Raw genomic sequence first — 20,495 nt, 5'->3', positions numbered from 1 at the left:
CTTAATTCAGAATTCGATAAAAAATGTGCAAAATGGAAATCCCGAGCAAGTATAATCCTGTTGAAGTTGAAGATAAGTGGTACCAATATTGGCTGGAGCAAAATTATTTTCACTCTGAGCCTGACGAGCGTGAACCCTACACCATCGTCATTCCACCGCCCAATGTAACCGGGGTGCTGCACATGGGGCACATGCTCAACAATACCATACAGGATATTTTGGTACGCCGCGCACGCATGCTCGGAAAAAACGCCTGCTGGGTGCCAGGCACCGACCATGCCTCCATTGCCACCGAAGCCAAAGTGGTGGCCAAACTCAAAAGCGAAGGGATTGAAAAAAAGGATTTGACCCGCGACGAATTTCTGAAACATGCCTGGGACTGGACCGATAAGCATGGCGGAATCATTCTGGAACAGTTAAAAAAGCTCGGTGCATCCTGCGACTGGGAACGCACTTGCTTTACCATGGACGAAGCCCGCTCCGAATCAGTGCTCAAAGTATTTGTCGACCTGTACAACAAAGGACTGGTTTACCGCGGCGTGCGCATGGTGAACTGGGATCCGCAGGCCAAAACTGCCGTGTCGGACGAAGAAGTAATTTATAAGGAAGAGCAGTCAAAACTTTATTATGTCCGTTACCAAATTGAAGGAGAAGACGATTTTGTGACCATCGCCACCACACGACCGGAAACCATTTTGGGTGATACCGCCGTTTGTGTGAACCCTGAAGATGAACGTTTTCATCACCTCAAGGGTAAACGCGTGTTGGTGCCATTGGTACAACGCAGCGTACCCATTATTATGGATGAATACGTAGACATGGAGTTTGGTACCGGCTGTTTGAAAATTACGCCCGCCCACGACATCAACGACTACGAAATCGGCATGCGCCATAATCTCGAAACCATTGACACCTTCAACGACGATGGCACTTTGAGCGAAAAAGCACAAGTGCTGGTTGGCGTAGATCGTTTTGATGCACGTAAGCAAATCGTCCCCATGCTGGAAGAAGCCGGCAATTTGGTGAAGGTGGAAGACTACAAAAATAAGGTTGGCTACTCGGAACGAACCGATGTTGTGATTGAACCCAAACTGTCGGCTCAGTGGTTTTTGGCGATGGAAAAATTGGCCAAGCCCGCCCTCGAAGCCGTGGAGTCGGACGATGTGGAGTTTCACCCCAAGAAATTTAAAAACCTGTACCGCCACTGGATGGGCAACGTGAAAGACTGGTGCATCAGCCGACAACTGTGGTGGGGACACCAAATACCGGTCTACTACCTGGCTGACGGAACTTTCGTGGTGGCTGAAACCGCAGACAAAGCCTTGGCGCTTGCTCGGGAAAAATCGGGTAATCCGGCACTAACCATGACCGACTTAACACAGGATGAAGATGTACTCGACACCTGGGCTTCGTCATGGCTGTGGCCCATCTCGGTTTTTGACGGCATCAACGATCCCGACAACAAAGACATCAACTACTACTACCCCACCGACGATCTGGTGACGGCTCCGGAAATCATCTTTTTCTGGGTGGCCCGCATGATTATTGCCGGATACGAATACCGACAGGATAAACCATTCAAAAATGTATATTTCACCGGTATCGTCCGCGACAAGCTACGCCGCAAAATGAGCAAGTCACTTGGCAACTCGCCCGACCCGCTGGATTTAATCAAACTTTACGGAGCCGATGGCGTTCGCGTGGGCATGCTGCTGTGCTCGCCAGCCGGAAACGATTTGCTGTTTGATGAAGCGCTAACCGAGCAGGGACGGAACTTCACCGCAAAAATCTGGAACTCGTTTCGACTGATTCAAGGCTGGGAAGTAGCCGGATTTATGAAACAGCCCGATCACTCGCGGCTGGCCATCGACTGGTTCAACCAGAAGCTGAACCAGCAAATTGCCATCATGAATGACCACTTCGACAAGTTTCGCATTTCGGATGCGCTGATGACCATTTACACCACCATTCGCGATGATTTTTCGTCGTGGCTGCTCGAAGTGGTGAAACCGGCTTATCAGCAACCCATCGACAAAAAAACCTACGAAGAAGTTCTGGAAGCGCTCGACAAAGTGTTGCGTTTGTTGCATCCATTTATGCCCTTCATTTCTGAAGAAATCTGGCAGCTACTGCGCGAACGAAAAACGGGTGACAGCATCATGATCAGCCAATGGCCCGAAGCTGGCGAAGTGGATGAAGCTTTGCTGAATGAGTTTGAGTCGGTGAAAGAAGCCATTGCCGGAATCCGGACCATTCGTAAAAACAATAACATGCCCATGAAAGACCAGCTAGAGCTAAAAATTCAACCCGGCGACAAAGGATATCACCAAAAATACGATCCGGTTCTTGTTAAAATGGGGAACCTTTCGGCTATCGAATTGGTGGACGAAGAAGTGAAAGGCGCGGCTTCCTACCGGGTATTTTCATCCAGCTATTTTATCGACTTGGGCGACTTGATTGACGTGGAAGAAGAGCTAAAAAAACTGGAGGAAGAGCTGAAATATACTGAAGGCTTCCTTAATTCAGTGATGAAAAAACTGAGTAACGAGCGCTTTGTCAGCGGCGCCCCCGAAGCGGTGGTGGCCAAGGAAAAAGCCAAGCAGGCCGATGCCGAAGCCAAAATCAAAGTACTGACGGAGCAAATTGCCAATCTAAAGTAGGCAGCTGAAAATTCGGGATTTCCTGATCATAAAACCCCGCAGCTTGCCAGCAGTTACTGGCGGCTGTGCGCAAAAAGAGGCTGATCCAAAACGAATCAGCCTCTTTTGTTATCCTGCTGGCTTTGAACTTAGTTTCCCATTTCGGAGATAAACTTAATTCGCATCAGCCGGATGTCTTCTTCCGTATATTCATCTTCGCCCAACTCGTCTAGTGCCGCCGTCACTGAATCATCTTCGGCTTCCCGGAAATAGTCGTAAACTTCCTCCTGGTGATCTTCGTCAATGATCTCATCAATATAATAGTCAATATTGATTTTGGTTCCCGAATTAACAATGGCTTCAAGCTCGGTAATCAGGTCTCTTAGTTCAATGCCCTTCGAATCGGCAATATCGTCAAATGACAATTTCCGATCGATGCTTTGAATGATAAAAACCTTCATTTTCGACTTATTGGCCACGGTTTTGACCACCAGATCCTGTGCCCGCTCAATTTCATTTTCTTCGACATAGGTCTTGATCAACTCCACAAATTCCTTTCCGTAGCGGCGGGCCTTGCCTTCGCCCACACCCTGGATGAACTTCAGCTCGTCGAGGCTGACCGGATACTGGATGGACATGTCGGACAAGGACGGATCCTGAAAAATAACAAATGGCGGCAAGTTATGCTTTTTGGCCACTTTTTTTCGTAAATCCTTCAGCATGGCAAACAATTCGGGGTCGCCACCCGAACCGCCCGACGGCCCTGTTCCTGCTGATGAGGCTTCTTCTTCCAGCTCATCGTAGTTATGGTTTCGCACGAGCAAAAAAGACTCCGGCTTCTCCATAAACTGGCGCCCTTTTTCGTTAATCTTCAACAGGCCATAATTCTCGATATCCTTGTTGATGAGGCCGGCAATCATACTCTGACGAAAGACGGCATTCCAAAACCGGTCGCTGTGGTCATCGCCCGAGCCAAAACACGCCAGCTGATCGTGCTTAAATGATTTGACGGCAGCGGACACTTTTCCGGTCAAAATATCAGAAATATGCTCTGCCTTGTATTTTTCGTTCACTTCGGCAATGGCTTTCAGGGCGCGAACCACTTCATCGCTGGCCTCCACCTGCTCTTTTGGGTTGAGACAGTTGTCACAATTGCCGCAGGGCTCTTCCAGTTTTTCGCCAAAATAGTTGAGCAGCATAATTCGCCGACAAATCGCCGTCTCGGCATACGAAGCGGTATCCAGCAGCAACTGCCGGCCAATTTCCTGCTCTGCCACAGGTTTGCCCTGCATAAATTTCTCCAGCTTCTGAATGTCTTTGTAGGAATAGAAAGCAATGCATTGTCCCTCGCCGCCATCGCGTCCTGCCCGTCCGGTTTCCTGGTAGTAACCTTCCAGGCTTTTCGGAATATCGTAGTGCATCACAAAACGCACATCGGGCTTGTCAATTCCCATCCCAAAAGCGATGGTCGCTACAATCACATCCACGTCTTCCATCAAAAACTTATCCTGGTTTCCCGACCGGGTCGCTGAGTCCATACCTGCATGATAGGCCAACGCTTTGATTCCGTTCACCTGCAAAGCCTCGGCAAGCTCCTCCACCTTTTTTCGGCTCAAACAATAAATAATGCCTGACTTGCCTTCGTTTTCCTTGATAAAGCGAATGATCTGCGTTTCGGGTTTCACCTTGGGTTTCACCGCATAATACAGGTTGGGCCGGTTAAACGACGCTTTAAACACCCGGGCATCGAGCATGCCGAGGTTTTTCTGAATATCATGCTGTACCTTGGCCGTGGCCGTAGCCGTTAAGGCCATAATTGGCGCCGGCCCAATATCCTGAACAATCGGGCGAATACGCCGATACTCGGGCCTGAAATCGTGGCCCCACTCCGAGATACAATGTGCCTCATCAATGGCATAAAACGATATGTTGACATTCTTCAGAAAGTCAATATTATCTTGCTTGGTCAAAGATTCCGGTGCCACATACAGCAGCTTGGTCTTGCCACTCAACACATCTTCCTTAACACTCTGAATCGCCACCTTGGTCAGCGACGAATTTAAAAAATGGGCAATACCATCTTCCGTTCCAAAACTTCGGATCGAATCGACCTGATTTTTCATCAAGGCAATCAGTGGCGATATGACAATGGCAGTCCCCTCCATAATCAAAGCCGGCAACTGATAGCACAATGACTTGCCGCCCCCGGTGGGCATCAACACAAAAGAGTCGTTGCCATCAAGCACACTCCTGATGACCTCTTCCTGCTGTCCTTTAAACCGGTCAAAACCAAAGTATTTTTGGAGTTGCCCGGTTAATGATAGCTCTTTATTCATTAAAGCCTGAATTTGTTGTCGTTAAAATATTCTCTTTACACAATCGCAGAATCTAAGATAGATAAAATCTGATTGAAATCGCAAGCTTTTTATTAAAGTAAAAAGAATGCCTTCTTCCTTTAATAAAAATTAAGACCGTACACAAAACCAAAATCGGTAATATAAACTATATTTGTCGTGATTTTTGAAAAACTAATTTTAATTCTTTTTTCTGAACCAAATTGCCAATATGACCGACACAAAATATTCTGAGCAGCAAAGTACCAAAAAGAAAAAGACAAAAAAAGACAAACAGGAGGAAATGTCATTCCTCGAACATTTGGAAGAATTGCGTTGGCATCTGATCCGGGCATTTCTGGCGATTGTCTTTTTCGCGATCCTTGCTTTTATCAACAAGAACTTCATTTTCGACACCGTCATATTCAATCCAAAGACAGCCGATTTTTGGACCAACCGCATGTTTGCCAGACTGGCAGACCTCACGGGCATCCAAGATCTGATGATTAACTCGAACGAATTGCAACTCATCAGTATCAAAATGGCAGACAACTTCATGACACACATCATGGTGTCGATCATCGGAGGCTTAATTGTTGCATCGCCCTATGTTTTTTATGAAATCTGGCGATTTATCAGCCCTGCTTTGTACGAAACCGAGCGAAAACATTCGGGCGGCGCGGTGGTGTACATGTCCATTCTGTTTATTTTAGGCGTTTTATTTGGCTACTATTTAATTGTGCCTCTTTCCATTCACTTTTTGGGTTCGTACTCCATATCAGCCGAAGTGGTCAATCAAATCAACATGCGGTCCTACATCGGCACCGTGACCTCCATCAGCCTGGCCAGCGGGGTTATTTTCGAATTGCCTATCTTTGTCTATTTCCTGAGCAAAGTGGGAATTCTGACTCCCGACCTAATGAAAAATTACCGGCGCCATGCCTACGTTGCCCTGTTGCTGCTTTCGGCGATCATCACACCGCCTGACGTTTTCAGCCAGATTATGGTATGTATCCCCCTTGTTTTTCTGTATGAAATTGGAATCGTCATTTCGCGGCGGGTAAACAAAAAAGCAGAAGAAGACCTGGAAGCTTTATAATAATTCAAAGACACAGGCGTTAAGCAAATTAAGATATGAAACTAAGGGGCGAAAATATAGTCAAGAAATACCGAAAAAGGACCGTTGTTAAAGGCGTGTCAATTGAAGTTGAACAAGGAGAAATTGTTGGACTGCTGGGACCGAACGGAGCCGGCAAAACCACCTCTTTCTACATGATTGTCGGACTGATTCAACCCTTGTCGGGCAAAGTTTTTTTGGATGATCGCGACATTACCAAACTGCCCGTTTACAAACGCGCGCAGCTGGGCATCGGCTACCTGGCGCAGGAAGCCTCGGTATTCAGGCAACTCAGTATCGAAGATAACTTGCGGGCTGTGTTGGAAATGACCGATTATACGAAAGCTTATCAGAAAGAAAAAATGGAGTCGCTGCTCGAAGAATTCCGGCTGCAACACATCCGAAAAAGCAAAGGATTCCAGCTTTCAGGAGGCGAACGCCGGCGAACGGAAATTGCCCGTGCCCTGGCCATTGACCCCAAGTTCATCCTGCTCGACGAACCTTTTGCTGGCGTTGACCCCATCGCTGTAGAAGATATCCAGGAGATCGTGATGACCTTGAAGGAAAAAAACATTGGCGTGCTCATTACCGACCACAACGTACACGAAACCCTGTCAATTACCGACCGCTCCTACTTGCTGTTTGAAGGATCGATAATGAAAGCCGGGTCGGCCGAAGATCTGGCCAACGACGAGGATGTCCGCCGGGTTTACCTGGGACAGAATTTCACCCTGAGATAAACCTTTTAAACAGGCTGTTTTTTCCATAAAAAAGTTTCATTTCACCATTTGGGGAATAAAAAAAAATAATATACATTTGCACCGCAATTAGCGGGCGTGGCGGAATTGGTAGACGCGCTAGACTTAGGATCTAGTGTCTTTGACGTGGGGGTTCGAGTCCCTTCGCCCGCACAAAAACGAAAAACAACCGCAAAGCTTGATTCGCCGAATCCGAGCCTGCGGTTTTTATTGATTTATAGGCTTTAGTTCAACTCAACAAAAAGAGTTAACTATTTGGTTACTTGAACATTTTCCAAAATTATAAGCGGAATTATATGAATATTACAAAAGAGAACATCAACGAGCTAAATGCGGTTATTACGGTTAAAATTGAAAAAAGTGACTACGAAGCAACCGTCAATGAGCAATTGAGAGAATATCGTAAAAAAGCCAACATGCCTGGATTCAGACCAGGGAAAGTACCTGCCGGATTAGTGAAAAAAATGTACGGCAAAGCGATCCTGGCCGAAGAGGTGAACAAGATGTTGTCGCAAAACCTGACCAAATTTATTGTTGATGAGAAGCTGAATATTTTGGGTGAACCACTTCCAAACGAAGAAAAAACTCCGGAATTCAGCTGGGAAACAGCCGAAGATTTCGAATTCGCCTTCGACGTAGCGGTAGCTCCCGAAGTGGAAGTCAAATTCGACAAGCGCAAAAAATATCCCTACTACCTCATTCAGGTCGACGACAAAATGCTCGACCAACAAGTTGACTCGTACACCAGCCGCTTTGGAGAAAATGAAAATGTTGATGTTGTTGAGGAAAAAGACACCATTCGCGGAAACTTCGTACAACTGGATGCCGAAGGAAACGAACTGGAAAATGGCATCAAAGCCGAGCAGGTCATCATTGCTGTTGATGTGATGAAAGACGAAGAAGTCAAAAAAGAAATTCAAGGTAAAAAAGTGGGCGACACCATCGTGTTCGACCCGATTAAAGTTTACCAAAACAAACACGAAGTAGGCCACATGCTGAATGTTTCGCACGAAGAAGCAGAAAACATTGAAGGCGACTTCAAATTCACCATCTCTGAGATTCTTCGCTTCAAAAAAGCAGAAATCAACGAAGAGCTGTTCAAAAAAGCACTCGGCGAAGACACGGAGATCAAAACCGAAGAAGAATTCCGCAACAAGTTGAAAGCTGACATCGAAGAACAACTGAAATACTCGAGCGACTACAAATTTACCATTGACAGCCGTGACATTCTGGTTGAAAAAATCGAGATGGAATTGCCGGAAGAATTTCTGAAACGCTGGTTAAAAGCCACCAATAACGAGCTGACCGACGAGCAAATTGACGAAGACTTTGACAATTTCATGAAAGACTTGCGCTGGCAGTTGATCAAAGACCGCATTGCCAAAGACAATGAAATTGAAATCAAGCAGGAAGACGTCAAGGCGATGGCCAAGGAAATTGCCGCCATGCAGTTCCGCCAGTACGGGATGTTCAGCATGCCCGACGAGCAACTGAGTGCTTATGCAGACCAAATCCTTCAAAATGAAGACGAAAGACGTCGCATCACCACCAAAGTTCAGGAAGATAAAATCATGGAAGTGATCAAGGAAAACGTCAATCTGGATGAAAAACCAATCAGCCAGGATGAATTTAATGAATTACTCGAAAAATAATCCTGCTGCTGCTTAGGCAAATAGCATAATTTTCTAACTTTGTAAACCCTGAATCCAGCTCTTGAACTGTTTATCCAGTTGAATGAGCATGGAAAACCAGAGTTTACAAAGTTTTTTTTTAACCCAGAATTAAGAAAAATGAGCGACAAAAGAGAATTTAATAAATACGCCCGGGGCCACATGGGAATCAGCAGTCTGAACCTGCATCGTTTTGACTCGATGTTTACCAACAGTTTGACCCCTTACATTATTGAAGAAAGACAGTTGAACGTCGCTTCAATGGATGTTTTTTCGAGACTGATGATGGACCGGATTATCTTTTTGGGAACACCAATCGATGATTACATTGCCAACATCATCCAGGCCCAGCTGCTGTTCTTGGAATCGACCGACCCCAGCAAAGACATTCAAATCTATTTTAACAGCCCCGGCGGATCGGTTCATGCCGGACTGGGAATTTACGACACCATGCAATACATTTCGCCCGACATTGCCACTATTTGTACTGGCATGGCCGCATCGATGGGAGCCGTATTGCTGACTGCCGGAACCAAAGGCAAACGCTCAGCCCTGAAGCACTCACGCATCATGATCCACCAACCCATGGGCGGAACACAAGGGCAGGCTTCAGACATTGAGATTACCGCACGCGAAATCTTAAAACTGAAAAAAGAATTGTACGATATCATCGCCAAGCATTCAGAAAACACCTACGAAAAAGTCGAGAAAGACTCGGATCGGGACTACTGGATGACCTCGGAAGAAGCCAAAGAATATGGTATGATCGATGATATTCTGATTAGAAGTAAATAAGCATTAGAGATAGAGGAGTAGATCATGGATAAATGTTCTTTTTGCGGAAAAGAGAAAAAAGACACGAACTTGTTGATTGCCGGAATGGATGGTCATATTTGCGACCACTGCATTGAACAAGCTTATGCCATTGTTGAGGAAGAATTAAAAAGAGATAGCGAATTTGACCTGAACGGACTGAAACTATTGAAACCAAAGGAAATCAAGGAATTTCTGGACCAATATGTTATCGGGCAAGACCAGGCCAAGCGGATTTTATCGGTGGCTGTGTACAACCACTACAAGCGATTAACCCAAAAAGTGACTAGCGACGAAACGGAAATCGAAAAATCCAACATCATTTTAGTGGGGCAAACCGGAACAGGAAAAACCCTCCTGGCGCGTACCATTGCTAAAATGTTGCACGTTCCTTTCACCATTGTCGATGCCACAGTCTTAACCGAAGCGGGTTATGTGGGCGAAGATATTGAAAGCTTGCTGACCCGCTTGCTGCAAGCTGCCGACTACAACGTGGAAGCAGCCGAACGCGGCATTGTGTTTATTGATGAGCTGGATAAAATTGCCCGCAAAGGCGACAATCCTTCCATCACGCGCGACGTGTCGGGCGAAGGCGTTCAGCAAGGCTTGCTGAAACTGCTCGAAGGAGCCATCGTCAACGTGCCGCCGCAGGGTGGACGTAAGCATCCGGAGCAAAAAATGATTCCGGTAAACACCAAAAACATCCTGTTTGTGTGTGGCGGAGCTTTCGACGGTATCGAGAAGAAAATTGCCAAGCGACTGAATACATCGGTGGTTGGTTTTGGAGCACAGAAGCTGGTGGACAACCTGGACCGCGAAAACATGCTGCAATACATTGCACCCCAGGACCTGAAAAGCTTCGGGCTGATTCCCGAAATCATTGGTCGTTTGCCGGTACTGGCCTACCTGGAGCCTTTGGATCGCAAAGCGCTGCGCAACATCCTGACAGAGCCGCGAAATTCCATCATCAAACAATACCTGAAGCTCTTTAAGCTCGACGATATTGAGCTGACCTTTGAAGAAGAAGCGCTGGAATTTATAGTGGACAAGGCGGTTGAATTTAATCTCGGAGCACGCGGACTGCGGTCCATCTGCGAAAGCATCATGATTGATGCGATGTTTGACAGCCCATCCGATGGCATTAAAGATTTGGTGATCTCGCGCGACTATGCGATGAATAAACTTGATCCGAGCAGCGCACACCGGCTTAAGGCTAGTTAAGAGCGACTAATGAATACAAGCAAATGAGGAAACCGTTTTTTAATCTGTGAAATTCGAAAACGGCTACCTTATCATATAAAATAAAGCCGGACACCATGTTCCGGCTTTTTTGTCTTACTTTTTTCGACCGGCATCCCATGATACGATTCAAAGATGTGTCCCTCAGCTTGGGAAACAAGCAGTTGTTGAAGAACTTCAACCTTCGCATTGGCAAAGGCGATAAAGTGTTGCTGGCAGCGCAATCGGGCAGCGGAAAGACCAGTTTGCTGCGGTTGATCCTCGGATTCACCGATCCGGATGCCGGAAAAATCCTGTTCAACAAAAAGGCCCTGACTCCGGAAAACACACAAAAAATCAGGCGCCAAATTGCTTACTTGAGCCAGGATGTCGATTTTCCCAACGGCAAAGTCTCGGAAGTCTTTCAGGAAATTTTTCAGTTCTCGGCGAACAAACACCTGCCCTATTCCGAAACGATGCTGCGTGAAAAGCTCTCCGCCTTTGATTTGCCGGAAAGCCTGCTCTCCAAAAATACGAGTGTCATTTCCGGAGGCGAACGCCAGCGGCTGGGATGGATCCTCATTCAGCTGCTTGACCGCCCCGTGCTGCTGCTCGATGAGCCAACCTCGGCCATGGACGAAAAGCAGAAGCAACGCTTCATCGACTATGTTCTGAAGACCAAAAAAACGGTCGTTTGTGTCAGTCACGACCCGGCCTGGCAAATCCCTGAAATGAAAGTCATTACCAACTTCACACCATGAGCGCAGCCAACATATCCATCAGCGGTTTACTCCTTGGGCTTTTGCTCATTGCCCCAAGCATGCTGATTATTTGGCGATTTCGGCTCGGGTTTAACAAACAACTCCTCATTTCGGTGCTTCGAATGCTGATCCAGTTGAGTTTTGTGGCCGTCTACCTCAAATACATCTTTTTGCTCGACCACGTGTTGGTGAACCTGGCTTACATTTTGGCCATGGTACTGTTTGCGGCACACTCCGGCATTCGCAATTCATCCCTGCGTTTAAAGAAGTTATTGCTGCCCACCTTCCTGTCCATGTTGCTGCCCACCATGCTTACGCTCTTATATTTCAACTGGGCCATTGTACAAATCGACAACATTTTCCAGGCCGATATCCTGATTCCCATTGCCGGGCTGATGCTGGGCAACACCCTTAAATCGAACATCGTGGCCCTGAAAAGCTTCTTCAATATGGCTCGGAAAGAAGAAAAAACCTACCTGTTTTTACTGGCCAACGGCGCTTCGAAACAGGAGGCTGCCCGTCCTTTTCTGAAAGAAGCCATCCGCACAGCCATGGCACCCAACCTGGCCACCATGGCCACCATTGGGCTGGTGTCGCTTCCCGGGGTGATGACCGGCCAAATACTCGGCGGCTCCGATCCGGTGCTGGCCGTAAAGTACCAAATCATGGTCATGGTCATCATCTTTTTCAACAGCCTGCTCAGCAATGTACTGCAACTGCTGTTTGCTATCCGGCAGGGATTCAATAAAAGCGATCAACTCGACAAAAGCCTGCTCACTCCAGAATAATCGCATCAAAAACACCAGCACTCCATTCGCCACTAAACCATCCGAAGCGCTTCCTGTTTTAAACTACACATACTTTAAAACAGGAACATCATGAAATACCATAAAACCTTGTTGCTGATGGTGGCGCTCATGAGTGCAATCAGCGTTTCGGCCCAACAAGCCGGCCTAAAAGCCCTGGGCCTCAACCTCGAAAATTACGATTACCCTTTCGACGTAAACTACCTCACCATCGAAAGCCAAAATGAAAGCTACCAAATGGCCTATATGGACGTAAGGCCCGCCAAGCCCAATGGCAAAGCGGTACTCCTGCTGCACGGCAAAAACTTTAACGGTGCATACTGGCGCGAAACCGCCAATCTGCTGGCCGGCGAACAAGGCTTTCATGTCATCATTCCCGACCAGATTGGTTTTGGAAAGTCGTCGAAACCCGAACACTACCACTACACTTTTCAGCAGCTGGCGGCCAACACCAAAGCCCTGCTCGACACCCTACAGGTTGAAAAAGTCAGTGTACTGGGCCATTCCATGGGCGGCATGCTGGCCACCCGCTTCGCGCTGATGTATCCGGAGCAAACCGACCAGTTGATCCTGGTCAATCCGATTGGGCTGGAAGACTGGAAACTGAAAGTACCTTACAAACCCGTGGAATGGTGGTATGCCAACGAACTGGGGAAAACCTACGAAGGCATCAAAAAGTACCAGTTGGAAAGTTACTATGATGGCAACTGGCAACCCGAATACGACGAGTGGGTGAACCTGCTGGCCGGCTGGACGCTCAACATCGACTATCCGCGTATTGCGTGGAATGCCGCCCTAACCTACGACATGATTTTCACACAGCCGGTTTGCTATGAGTTTAAGCATTTGGAAGCCCCCACCCTGCTGATTATTGGCCAACGCGACCGCACGGCACTGGGAAAACCCTTGGTGAGCGACGAGGTGAGGGCAACGATGGGCAACTACCCCGAGTTGGGCAAACGCACCCAGCAGCAGATCCCCAATGCCCGGTTGGTAGAGCTGGACGATATTGGGCACCTGCCCCACATCGAAGCTTTCGACCGCTTTATCGGACCTCTTGTGGAGTTTCTGAATCAATAAGCGGGCCTCATAAAAAAACAATACCGACATCAGGGCAAAAAGGCAAGGTGCGAATGATTCTTTTCATTCGTTCTGTTGACTTTTTAATACCTATCAAAATAATTTTTGATACCTGTTAAAAAACATTTTAATACCTGTCAATTTATTTTTTAATACGTATTAAATTTATATCCGACAAGTATCAAACCTCTATTTAAACAGAAGAGAATGACCGTAAAGTACCGACTCGTTAAGCAAGCCACGCCGGGAGTAAAAGGCGGAGGACAGTACAAATATTACGCCCGGGCCTGCGACCGTACCAAGGCCACACTGGATGAACTGGCCGACGCACTCGCCCTGCGATCGTCGTTGACGCGCGGAGACGTGGTGTCCACCCTGGTGGGATTGATTGATCTGATTCCAGAACTGCTGCTCGACAACCGGACTGTGGAGCTGGGCGAGCTGGGAACATTTAGCCTGAACCTGAAAAGCGAAGCCTCGGATGAACCCCGAACCGACGGTTTTCGGCTCATCAAATCGACCGAAATCAGCTTTCGGGCCAGTACGCGCCTCAAGCGGGCCGTAAAACGTGCGGACTATACCAAGTCGAAAACGAGTGATTATTAGAACTTCGGGAGATGGAGATCCGAATGACGACCTCATCATGAAGTCATTAAATCGTCATTAGGTGGTCATTGGTGGTCATTAAATCGTCATTGTGGGCTTAGGAATTGACAACGATCAATGACCATAAAATGACCAGAAATGGCAATCAATGCCAGGCCGCGCCAGCACCAGTCGGCACGCAGCCGGCCCTTATCCCCGAACTATTCATCCAAATATTTCTGCGGAAGTTCTTTACTGGCTTTTGAGCCCAGTTCGCGGAGCTTTTCGGCTGAACGAATCAGGTTGCCGCGCCCGTCATTCAGCTTGTTCATGGCCAAATCGTAGTTCTTCCGGGTTTGTTCCATGTTGTTGCCCACTTTCTCGAGGTCGGCCACAAAATTGACAAACTTATCGTAGAGCAGGCCGCCTTGCCGGGCAATCTCCATGGCATTACGGGTCTGGTTTTCCTGTTGCCAAATCGACGCAATGGTGCGCAAAGTCGCCAGCAAAGTTGACGGACTGACTATCACCACTTTGTTGTCCCAGGCATACGAAAACAAATCCTGATCGGCCTGAATGGCCACGCTGAACGAAGATTCAATCGGCACAAACAACAGCACAAAATCGGGGCTGTTCATGCCTTGCGCACTTTGGTAATGCTTCTCACCCAACTGCTTGATGTGGCTCCTGATACTGAGTAAGTGCGCTTTAACATGTGCGAGGCGATCAGTCTCCTCCGCCGCATTGACCAGGCGCTCGTAGGCTACCAGCGACACTTTGGAGTCGACCACAATGTGTTTTTGGTCGGGCAAATGAATCACCACGTCAGGCTGCAGGCGCGAACCATTTTCGCCAAGCACACTGAATTGCTTTTCATACTCGCGCCCTTCGGTGAGGCCCGAACGTTCGAGAATCCGTTCCAGAATCACTTCACCCCAGTTTCCCTGCTTTTTCACATCGCCCTTCAGGGCTTTGGTCAGGTTACTGGCTTCCTCACTAATCTTCAGGTTCAGGTCGTGCAGCTTCTTGAGCTCGGCTTTCAAATCCGTCTGATCCTTCAGGCCCTTTTCGTAGGTATCCTCCACTTTCTTTTCAAAAAGCTGGATCTTCTCCCGCAAGGGATTCAGAATTTCGCCGATGTTCTTTTGGTTGACGAGCGTAAAATCCTGCGAATTTTGCTTCAAGATTTTGTGGGCGATGTTTTCAAATTCCGTAGTGAACTTCTTTTGAAGCTCTTCCATTTCCTGCTTTTGGGTAGCCAGCTTTTCGCGGAGATTGGCAAATTCGACCTCGGCTTTGGTCAGCCGTTGCGCCAGCTGCTCGCCTTCGGTCTCCTTTGCGCGCAGGCGTTCAGTCAGTTTTTCCTTGTCGTCCTGCAAATAGGTGACCCGCTCTTCCAGCTGGGCTTTTGTCTTTTCAAACTCACTCCGCACCGCTAACAACTCATTCTCCGAGTTCTTGGCTTTCAGTTTTGACAACAAGAAAGCGACAACAAATCCAACAGCCAGCCCGGCAAGCAGATACACAATTTCCATCTTCATTCAATTTGAAAGCTAAAAGTACAAAGAAGAAGGCAAAGCGAAAAGGGAAATGCTTGATGCTGGATACTGGATGCTGGATGGTGGATGGTGGATGCTTGATCCTTGATCCTCGATGTTGGATAAATGATGATAGCTGCTTGATGCCCAATAAGGCCCGCCAGAAGCGTCATCCTGAACTTGTTTCAGGATCTGCGAGCATGTGGCTGGCTGCTGGATACTGGATGCTGGATACTGGATGCTTGATGCTTGATACTGGATGGTGGATAAATGATGATAGCTGCTCGATGCCCAATAACGCCCGCCAGAAGCGTCATCCTGAACTTGTTTCAGGATCTGCGAGCATGTGGATGGATGCTGGATACTGGATGCTGGATACTGGATGCTTGATGCTTGATACCCGCGGCCTTCTGTCCACTGCGACTAATCACTGCCTTTTAGGCTGTATTCTTCGCCCGTCAGCCTGTGGTTGGATAACTTGAAACTTGGAATTTGGAATTTGAAACATTCGTACTATTTTAACGCTCCGAAATTAAAAGCCTGTTCGATGGATGTAAAGATTGATACCAGTTGGAAAGAGGTGCTGGCCCAGGAATTTGAAAAAGATTACTTTAAGAAACTGAGTGCGTTTGTCCACGAAGAATACCGGACGCACAAGATCTATCCGCCTGCCAAACTCGTTTTCAACGCGTTTGACCAATGTCCCTTCAATCAGGTAAAAGTGGTCATTCTTGGACAGGATCCATACCATGGCCCCGGCCAGGCACACGGCCTGTGTTTTTCGGTAAACGACGGAATTACCTTTCCTCCAAGCCTGCGCAACATTTTCAAGGAATTACAGCAAGATGTGGGCAAACCAATACCGACCACCGGCAACCTGACGGACTGGGCCCGGCAAGGCGTATTGTTGCTAAACGCCACCCTGACTGTTCGGGCGGGCCAGGCCGGCTCGCACCAGAAAAAAGGCTGGGAGCAGTTTACTGATGCGGTTATTCACCAAATCAACACGCAAAAAGAGCACGTGGTGTTTATTTTGTGGGGAAGTTATGCCATCCGCAAAGGCGAATTCATTGACCAAAGCAAGCACCTGGTGCTCACTTCGGTGCATCCTTCGCCGCTTTCAGCCAGCCGGGGCTACTTCGGAAACAAGCACTTTAGCCGCGCCAACAGTTTCTTGAAACAGCACGCACTGGGGCAAATCAACTGGTAAGCTGCTCAGTTTTGTTTTAGTTCTTGATCAATCCGCGTTCCCGGTACTTCTCGATGAATTTTTGATCCAAATCTTCCGAATCGTGATACTGCGCACGCAAGCCGGCCAATTGTTCCTTCAAACTTTCAACCACATCGGCATAAGCGGGATCGTCAACCACATTGGTTAACTCCATCGGATCGTTTTTGCGATCATATAGTTCCCACTCATCCACATCGTAATAAAAGTGGGCCAACTTGTAATCGGTCGTTACAATGCCGTAGTGCCGCTTGACCATGTGAAAACCCGGATATTCGTAATAATGGTAATAAACCGCTTCCCTATTCCACTGGTCGGTTTGTCCTGTCAACAGCGGCATCAGGCTTTCGCCCTGCATATCGTCGGGCTGGGGCAATCCGGCAGCCGCTAGAAAGGTTTGCGCAAAGTCGAGGTTTTGAACCATTTCATTGGAAACGGATCCAGCCTTGATTTTATCGGGCCAGCGAATCAACAAGGGTGTTTTAAACGACTCGTCATAGATAAACCGCTTGTCGAACCATCCATGCTCGCCCAGGTAAAAACCTTGATCCGAGGTGTACACCACAATGGTGTTTTCACTCAGTCCGTTGGCATCCAGATAATCCAGCACGCGGCCCACGTTTTCATCAACCGAAGCAATGCAACCCAGGTAATCCTGCATGTAGCGCTGGTATTTCCAACGCATCAAATCTTCGTCGCTCATGTTGGGGTAGGCTTCCTTAAACGCCTCATTGATGGGCTCATAAACCGAATCGTAAGCCGCTTTTTGCTCCGGGTTCAGTCGCCGGTACTTTTGCAGGAACACATTCTTCCCCCAGTCCGACGATTCCTTGATTCCCAGCTCATCGGCTACTTCAGGATAAATTTTGTTGTCAGCCGAAATGGTCATGTGCTTGAGCAGGTTCATTTCAGCTTCCTTGGCAGCCGTTCCGCGGCCCTCATAGTCATCAAACAAAGTTTCAGGTTCGGGAAAGGTTTTCTGTGTGAATTCCCGGTAATGGCGTTCGGCCGGAATCCATTCGCGATGCGGCGCTTTATGAAGGTACATCAGCATGAACGGTTTGTCTTGCTTACGCCTGCTTCCAAGCCAGTCCAAGGTTAAATCGGTAATCACATCGGTTACATAGCCCATGATTGTTGTATCACCCTTGTTGGTTATGAAGTCAGGATTGTAATAATCGCCCTGATCCGGAAGGATCATAAACTCATCGAATCCTTTGGGATTGTTGCCAAAATGCAATTTCCCAAACATGGCGGTTTGATAACCTGCCTGTTGGAACAACTGCGGAAAAGTAACATTGGTCGTGTCGAACGGGAAAACATTGTCAATTTTACCGTGAATATGGGTATGCTTTCCGGTGAGGATCGTTGCCCGCGAGGGCGCACAAATGGAGTTGGTCACGCAAGCATTGGTAAACAGCATGCCTTCTTTGGCCAGCCGGTCAATGTTTGGCGTTTCAATGAGGTGATTGCTGTAGGCGCTAATGGCTTGGTAAGCGTGATCATCACTCATAATGAATACAATATTGGGTTGGCTGACTTCCGGCTCAGCCGGAGTGCACGCCGGGAAAAATCCTGCGGCTCCCAAGCCAATGATTGCCATTGTTCTCAGTTGATTCGTTTGTCGTTTCATTGCTTTATTTCGTTAACCACATCATGCTATTCCTCCAAGGTAAATTCCTTCACATTCGGAGCATTGGAATTGCCGCCCACAAATACCCGAAACTGCCCGGGTTCGGTTACGCGGTTCATATCAAAATTATAGAAGGCGAGATCGTCAGCGCTTAAGCTGAAACTAACGGTTTGTGTTTCGCCTTTTTTGAGGAACACTTTTTTAAAGCCTTTCAGCTCTTTTACTGGCCGGGTAACCGAAGCAACCAAATCGCCCACATACAGTTGAACAACTTCCTCGCCATCGAAGTCGCCGGTGTTCGTGACATCAATGCGCACTTCCAGTGTTTCGTCCTTCGCTATCTCAGCCTGATTCAGACTCAGGTTTTTATACTCAAAAGTGGTATAACTCAGACCATAACCAAACGGAAATAGGGGACTGTTGGGAACGTCAAGGTAATTGGATTTAAACTTGGCGAACTTGTCACCGTCCTGTGGGCGGCCGGTCGTCCGGTGGTTGTAATAAATAGGTACCTGCCCGACATTTCGCGGGAAGGTCATGGTCAGTTTTCCTGAAGGATTGTAGTCTCCGAACAGCACATCGGCAACCGCGTGGCCGGCTTCAACACCAGGGTGCCAGGTTTGCAGCAGCGCCGCGGCCAACGCATTTTCCTCAACCAAGGCCAGCGGACGGCCGCTCATGGTGACCAGCACCAGCGGTTTGCCGGTTTGCGCCAATGCCCTGACAAGTTTCTTCTGGCTCTCGGGAAGCAAGAGGTTGCTCCGATTGCCCGATTCACCACTCATTTCGGTAGCCTCACCAATCACGGCCACAACCACGTCGGCTTTCGCCGAAACGGCCAGCGCTTCTTTCAGCATCACCTCCGGCGAACGTTCATCAATTTCGATCCGGGGCCCAAAAACATTCACCTTCTCCGCAAATTCGGGGTCATCCGAAATATTGGCGCCTTTGGCATGTAAAATCGTCACGCCGGGACCCGCGACATTTTTCATTCCCTCCAAAACCGGAATCGAAAGCTGAGGGTTGCCTGTAGGAGCCCAGGTTCCCAGCATGTTGTTCTTGTTGTCAGCCAGTGGTCCTACCAATGCAATTATTCCTGATTTTTTCAAAGGCAATACTTGCTGATCATTTTTCAGCAATACAAACGAACGGCGAGCAGCTTCGCGGGCCAGTTGGCGGTTTTCATCTGTCAAAATATCTTTCCCAGGACGGGAACTGTCTGCATAACGAAACGGGTCATCAAACAAGCCCAGTTTGTATTTCGCTTCCAGCACCCTGCGACAAGCTGTATTGATATCTTCTTCTGTCACTTTTCCTTCTTCAAGCGATTGCTCCAGCGTGGTTAAAAAACCTTCGCCCACCATGTCCATATCCAAACCTGCTTTCAGCGCCAAAGCTGAAACGGCCTGCAAATCACCCAACCCGTGAGCAATCATTTCATTTACCGACGTATAATCTGACACGACAAAACCATCGAACCCCCACTGCTCGCGCAGCAGGTCAGTCAGCAACCATTTGTTTCCCGAAGCGGGAATTCCATCCACATCATTAAACGACGACATCACACAACCCACACCTGCATCGACAGCCGCTTTATAAGGAGGCAAATAATCATTAAACATTCGCTGGCGGCTCATATCCACCGTGTTGTAATCGCGTCCGGCTTCCGAAGCGCCATAAAGCGCCATGTGTTTCACCGTTGCCATCATGGTCGACGGACTGCTCAAATCGTCTTGCTGGTAGCCGCGAACCATGGCTTGGGCAACTTTTGAGCCCAAGTACGGATCTTCGCCGGCTCCTTCGGCCACCCGCCCCCAGCGCGGATCACGTGCAACATCGACCATAGGCGAGAAATTCCAGAAAATCCCGTCGGCTGTTGCCTCTTTGGCGGCCATTCGGGCTGTTTTCTCAATCAGCTCCAGATCCCAGCTGCCCGACAATCCCAGCGGAATTGGAACCGTCGTTTTATACCCATGAATCACATCGGAGCCAAAAAGCATGGGAATGCCGAGACGGCTTTCCTCAACGGCCAGCTTCTGCGCCTGCCGAACCTTTTCAGGTCCGGAAACGCCAAAGATGCCACCAACTTTGCCAGCCTTTATATTTTCCTCCACACCGGTGCTCACCACTGAGCCGGTTGGAATTCCTCCTCCGGGAGTAATCAAATTCAACTGACCAATCTTCTCTTCGGTCGTCATCTCTCCCATTAGCTCATTAATAAACGAATCCATATCCGATTCCTTGGATTGCTGCTGACAGGAAATCGTCAGGATTGCTGCCACGAACATATACATCAACTTCTTCATGATCATTTAT

General features: G+C 48.0%; 15 protein-coding genes and 1 tRNA gene. 12 read left to right on the top strand and 4 right to left on the bottom strand.

The genetic code is table 11. The features are described 5' to 3' along the window. The first annotated feature begins 32 nt into the window (after window positions 1-32). On the top strand, window positions 33-2,660 hold the full coding sequence (locus tag NC99_RS15350) for a valine--tRNA ligase (protein ID WP_053185658.1): 2,628 nt from the start codon (window positions 33-35) through the stop codon (window positions 2,658-2,660). 128 nt (window positions 2,661-2,788) lie between these two features. Here NC99_RS15350 and recQ read toward each other — a convergent pair whose 3' ends face one another. Beyond that, window positions 2,789-4,975 (bottom strand): DNA helicase RecQ, encoded by a 2,187-nt coding sequence (recQ, locus tag NC99_RS15345; protein WP_053185503.1) that lies wholly within the window; start codon window positions 4,973-4,975, stop codon window positions 2,789-2,791. Window positions 4,976-5,204: 229 nt separating this feature from the next. On the opposite strand from recQ, the gene tatC reads away from it, so the two are divergent. The 10 genes from tatC (at window position 5,205) to NC99_RS15295 (ending at window position 13,801) form a co-directional block, all read left to right on the top strand. After that, a complete protein-coding gene (tatC, locus tag NC99_RS15340) occupies window positions 5,205-6,071 on the top strand; it encodes a twin-arginine translocase subunit TatC (RefSeq protein WP_082326511.1) in 867 nt (288 codons plus the stop codon). A 35-nt stretch (window positions 6,072-6,106) separates the two neighbouring features. Beyond that, a complete protein-coding gene (lptB, locus tag NC99_RS15335) occupies window positions 6,107-6,829 on the top strand; it encodes an LPS export ABC transporter ATP-binding protein (protein WP_053185500.1) in 723 nt (240 codons plus the stop codon). Between the two features lie 90 nt (window positions 6,830-6,919). After that, a tRNA-Leu gene (locus NC99_RS15330) sits at window positions 6,920-7,000 on the top strand. A 143-nt stretch (window positions 7,001-7,143) separates the two neighbouring features. Continuing rightward, window positions 7,144-8,499 (top strand): trigger factor, encoded by a 1,356-nt coding sequence (tig, locus tag NC99_RS15325; protein ID WP_053185497.1) that lies wholly within the window; start codon window positions 7,144-7,146, stop codon window positions 8,497-8,499. Between the two features lie 138 nt (window positions 8,500-8,637). Further along, on the top strand, window positions 8,638-9,312 hold the full coding sequence (gene clpP, locus NC99_RS15320) for an ATP-dependent Clp endopeptidase proteolytic subunit ClpP (protein WP_053185494.1): 675 nt from the start codon (window positions 8,638-8,640) through the stop codon (window positions 9,310-9,312). Between the two features lie 24 nt (window positions 9,313-9,336). Then, a complete protein-coding gene (gene clpX / locus NC99_RS15315; protein WP_053185491.1) occupies window positions 9,337-10,551 on the top strand; it encodes an ATP-dependent Clp protease ATP-binding subunit ClpX in 1,215 nt (404 codons plus the stop codon). Window positions 10,552-10,688: 137 nt separating this feature from the next. Beyond that, entirely contained in the window at window positions 10,689-11,309 is a 621-nt protein-coding gene (locus NC99_RS15310) for an ABC transporter ATP-binding protein (protein ID WP_053185488.1), read from the top strand. Continuing rightward, complete coding sequence (locus tag NC99_RS15305) at window positions 11,306-12,097, top strand: ABC transporter permease (RefSeq protein WP_053185485.1); 792 nt, start codon at window positions 11,306-11,308, stop codon at window positions 12,095-12,097. Before NC99_RS15310 ends, NC99_RS15305 begins: the two co-directional genes overlap by 4 nt. Before the next feature lie 90 nt (window positions 12,098-12,187). Beyond that, complete coding sequence (locus tag NC99_RS15300; RefSeq protein ID WP_053185482.1) at window positions 12,188-13,195, top strand: alpha/beta fold hydrolase; 1,008 nt, start codon at window positions 12,188-12,190, stop codon at window positions 13,193-13,195. Window positions 13,196-13,402: 207 nt separating this feature from the next. Then, window positions 13,403-13,801, top strand: a complete 399-nt coding sequence (locus NC99_RS15295) for an HU family DNA-binding protein (RefSeq protein WP_053185480.1) — start codon at window positions 13,403-13,405, stop codon at window positions 13,799-13,801. 200 nt (window positions 13,802-14,001) lie between these two features. On the opposite strand, the gene rmuC is transcribed toward NC99_RS15295, so the two are convergent. After that, window positions 14,002-15,315: a DNA recombination protein RmuC gene (gene rmuC, locus NC99_RS15290; protein WP_053185652.1), complete on the bottom strand. Its 1,314-nt coding sequence runs from the start codon at window positions 15,313-15,315 to the stop codon at window positions 14,002-14,004. A gap of 550 nt (window positions 15,316-15,865) precedes the next feature. On the opposite strand from rmuC, the gene ung reads away from it, so the two are divergent. Then, a complete protein-coding gene (gene ung / locus NC99_RS15280) occupies window positions 15,866-16,528 on the top strand; it encodes a uracil-DNA glycosylase (RefSeq protein ID WP_053185649.1) in 663 nt (220 codons plus the stop codon). Window positions 16,529-16,544: 16 nt separating this feature from the next. Here the strand turns inward: ung and NC99_RS15275 are convergent, their stop codons facing one another. Continuing rightward, window positions 16,545-18,179 carry a sulfatase family protein gene (locus tag NC99_RS15275; protein ID WP_082326509.1) on the bottom strand — a complete coding sequence of 545 codons (1,635 nt, stop codon included), beginning with the start codon at window positions 18,177-18,179 and terminating at the stop codon, window positions 16,545-16,547. Between the two features lie 26 nt (window positions 18,180-18,205). Then, a complete protein-coding gene (gene bglX / locus NC99_RS15270; RefSeq protein WP_053185643.1) occupies window positions 18,206-20,485 on the bottom strand; it encodes a beta-glucosidase BglX in 2,280 nt (759 codons plus the stop codon). Window positions 20,486-20,495: the final 10 nt, after the last annotated feature.

This window comes from Sunxiuqinia dokdonensis (genome assembly GCF_001270965.1).
Lineage (GTDB): Bacteria > Bacteroidota > Bacteroidia > Bacteroidales > Prolixibacteraceae > Sunxiuqinia > Sunxiuqinia dokdonensis.
Note: the sequence above shows the minus strand (reverse complement) of the source record. Positions and strands in the feature narration are given on the sequence as shown.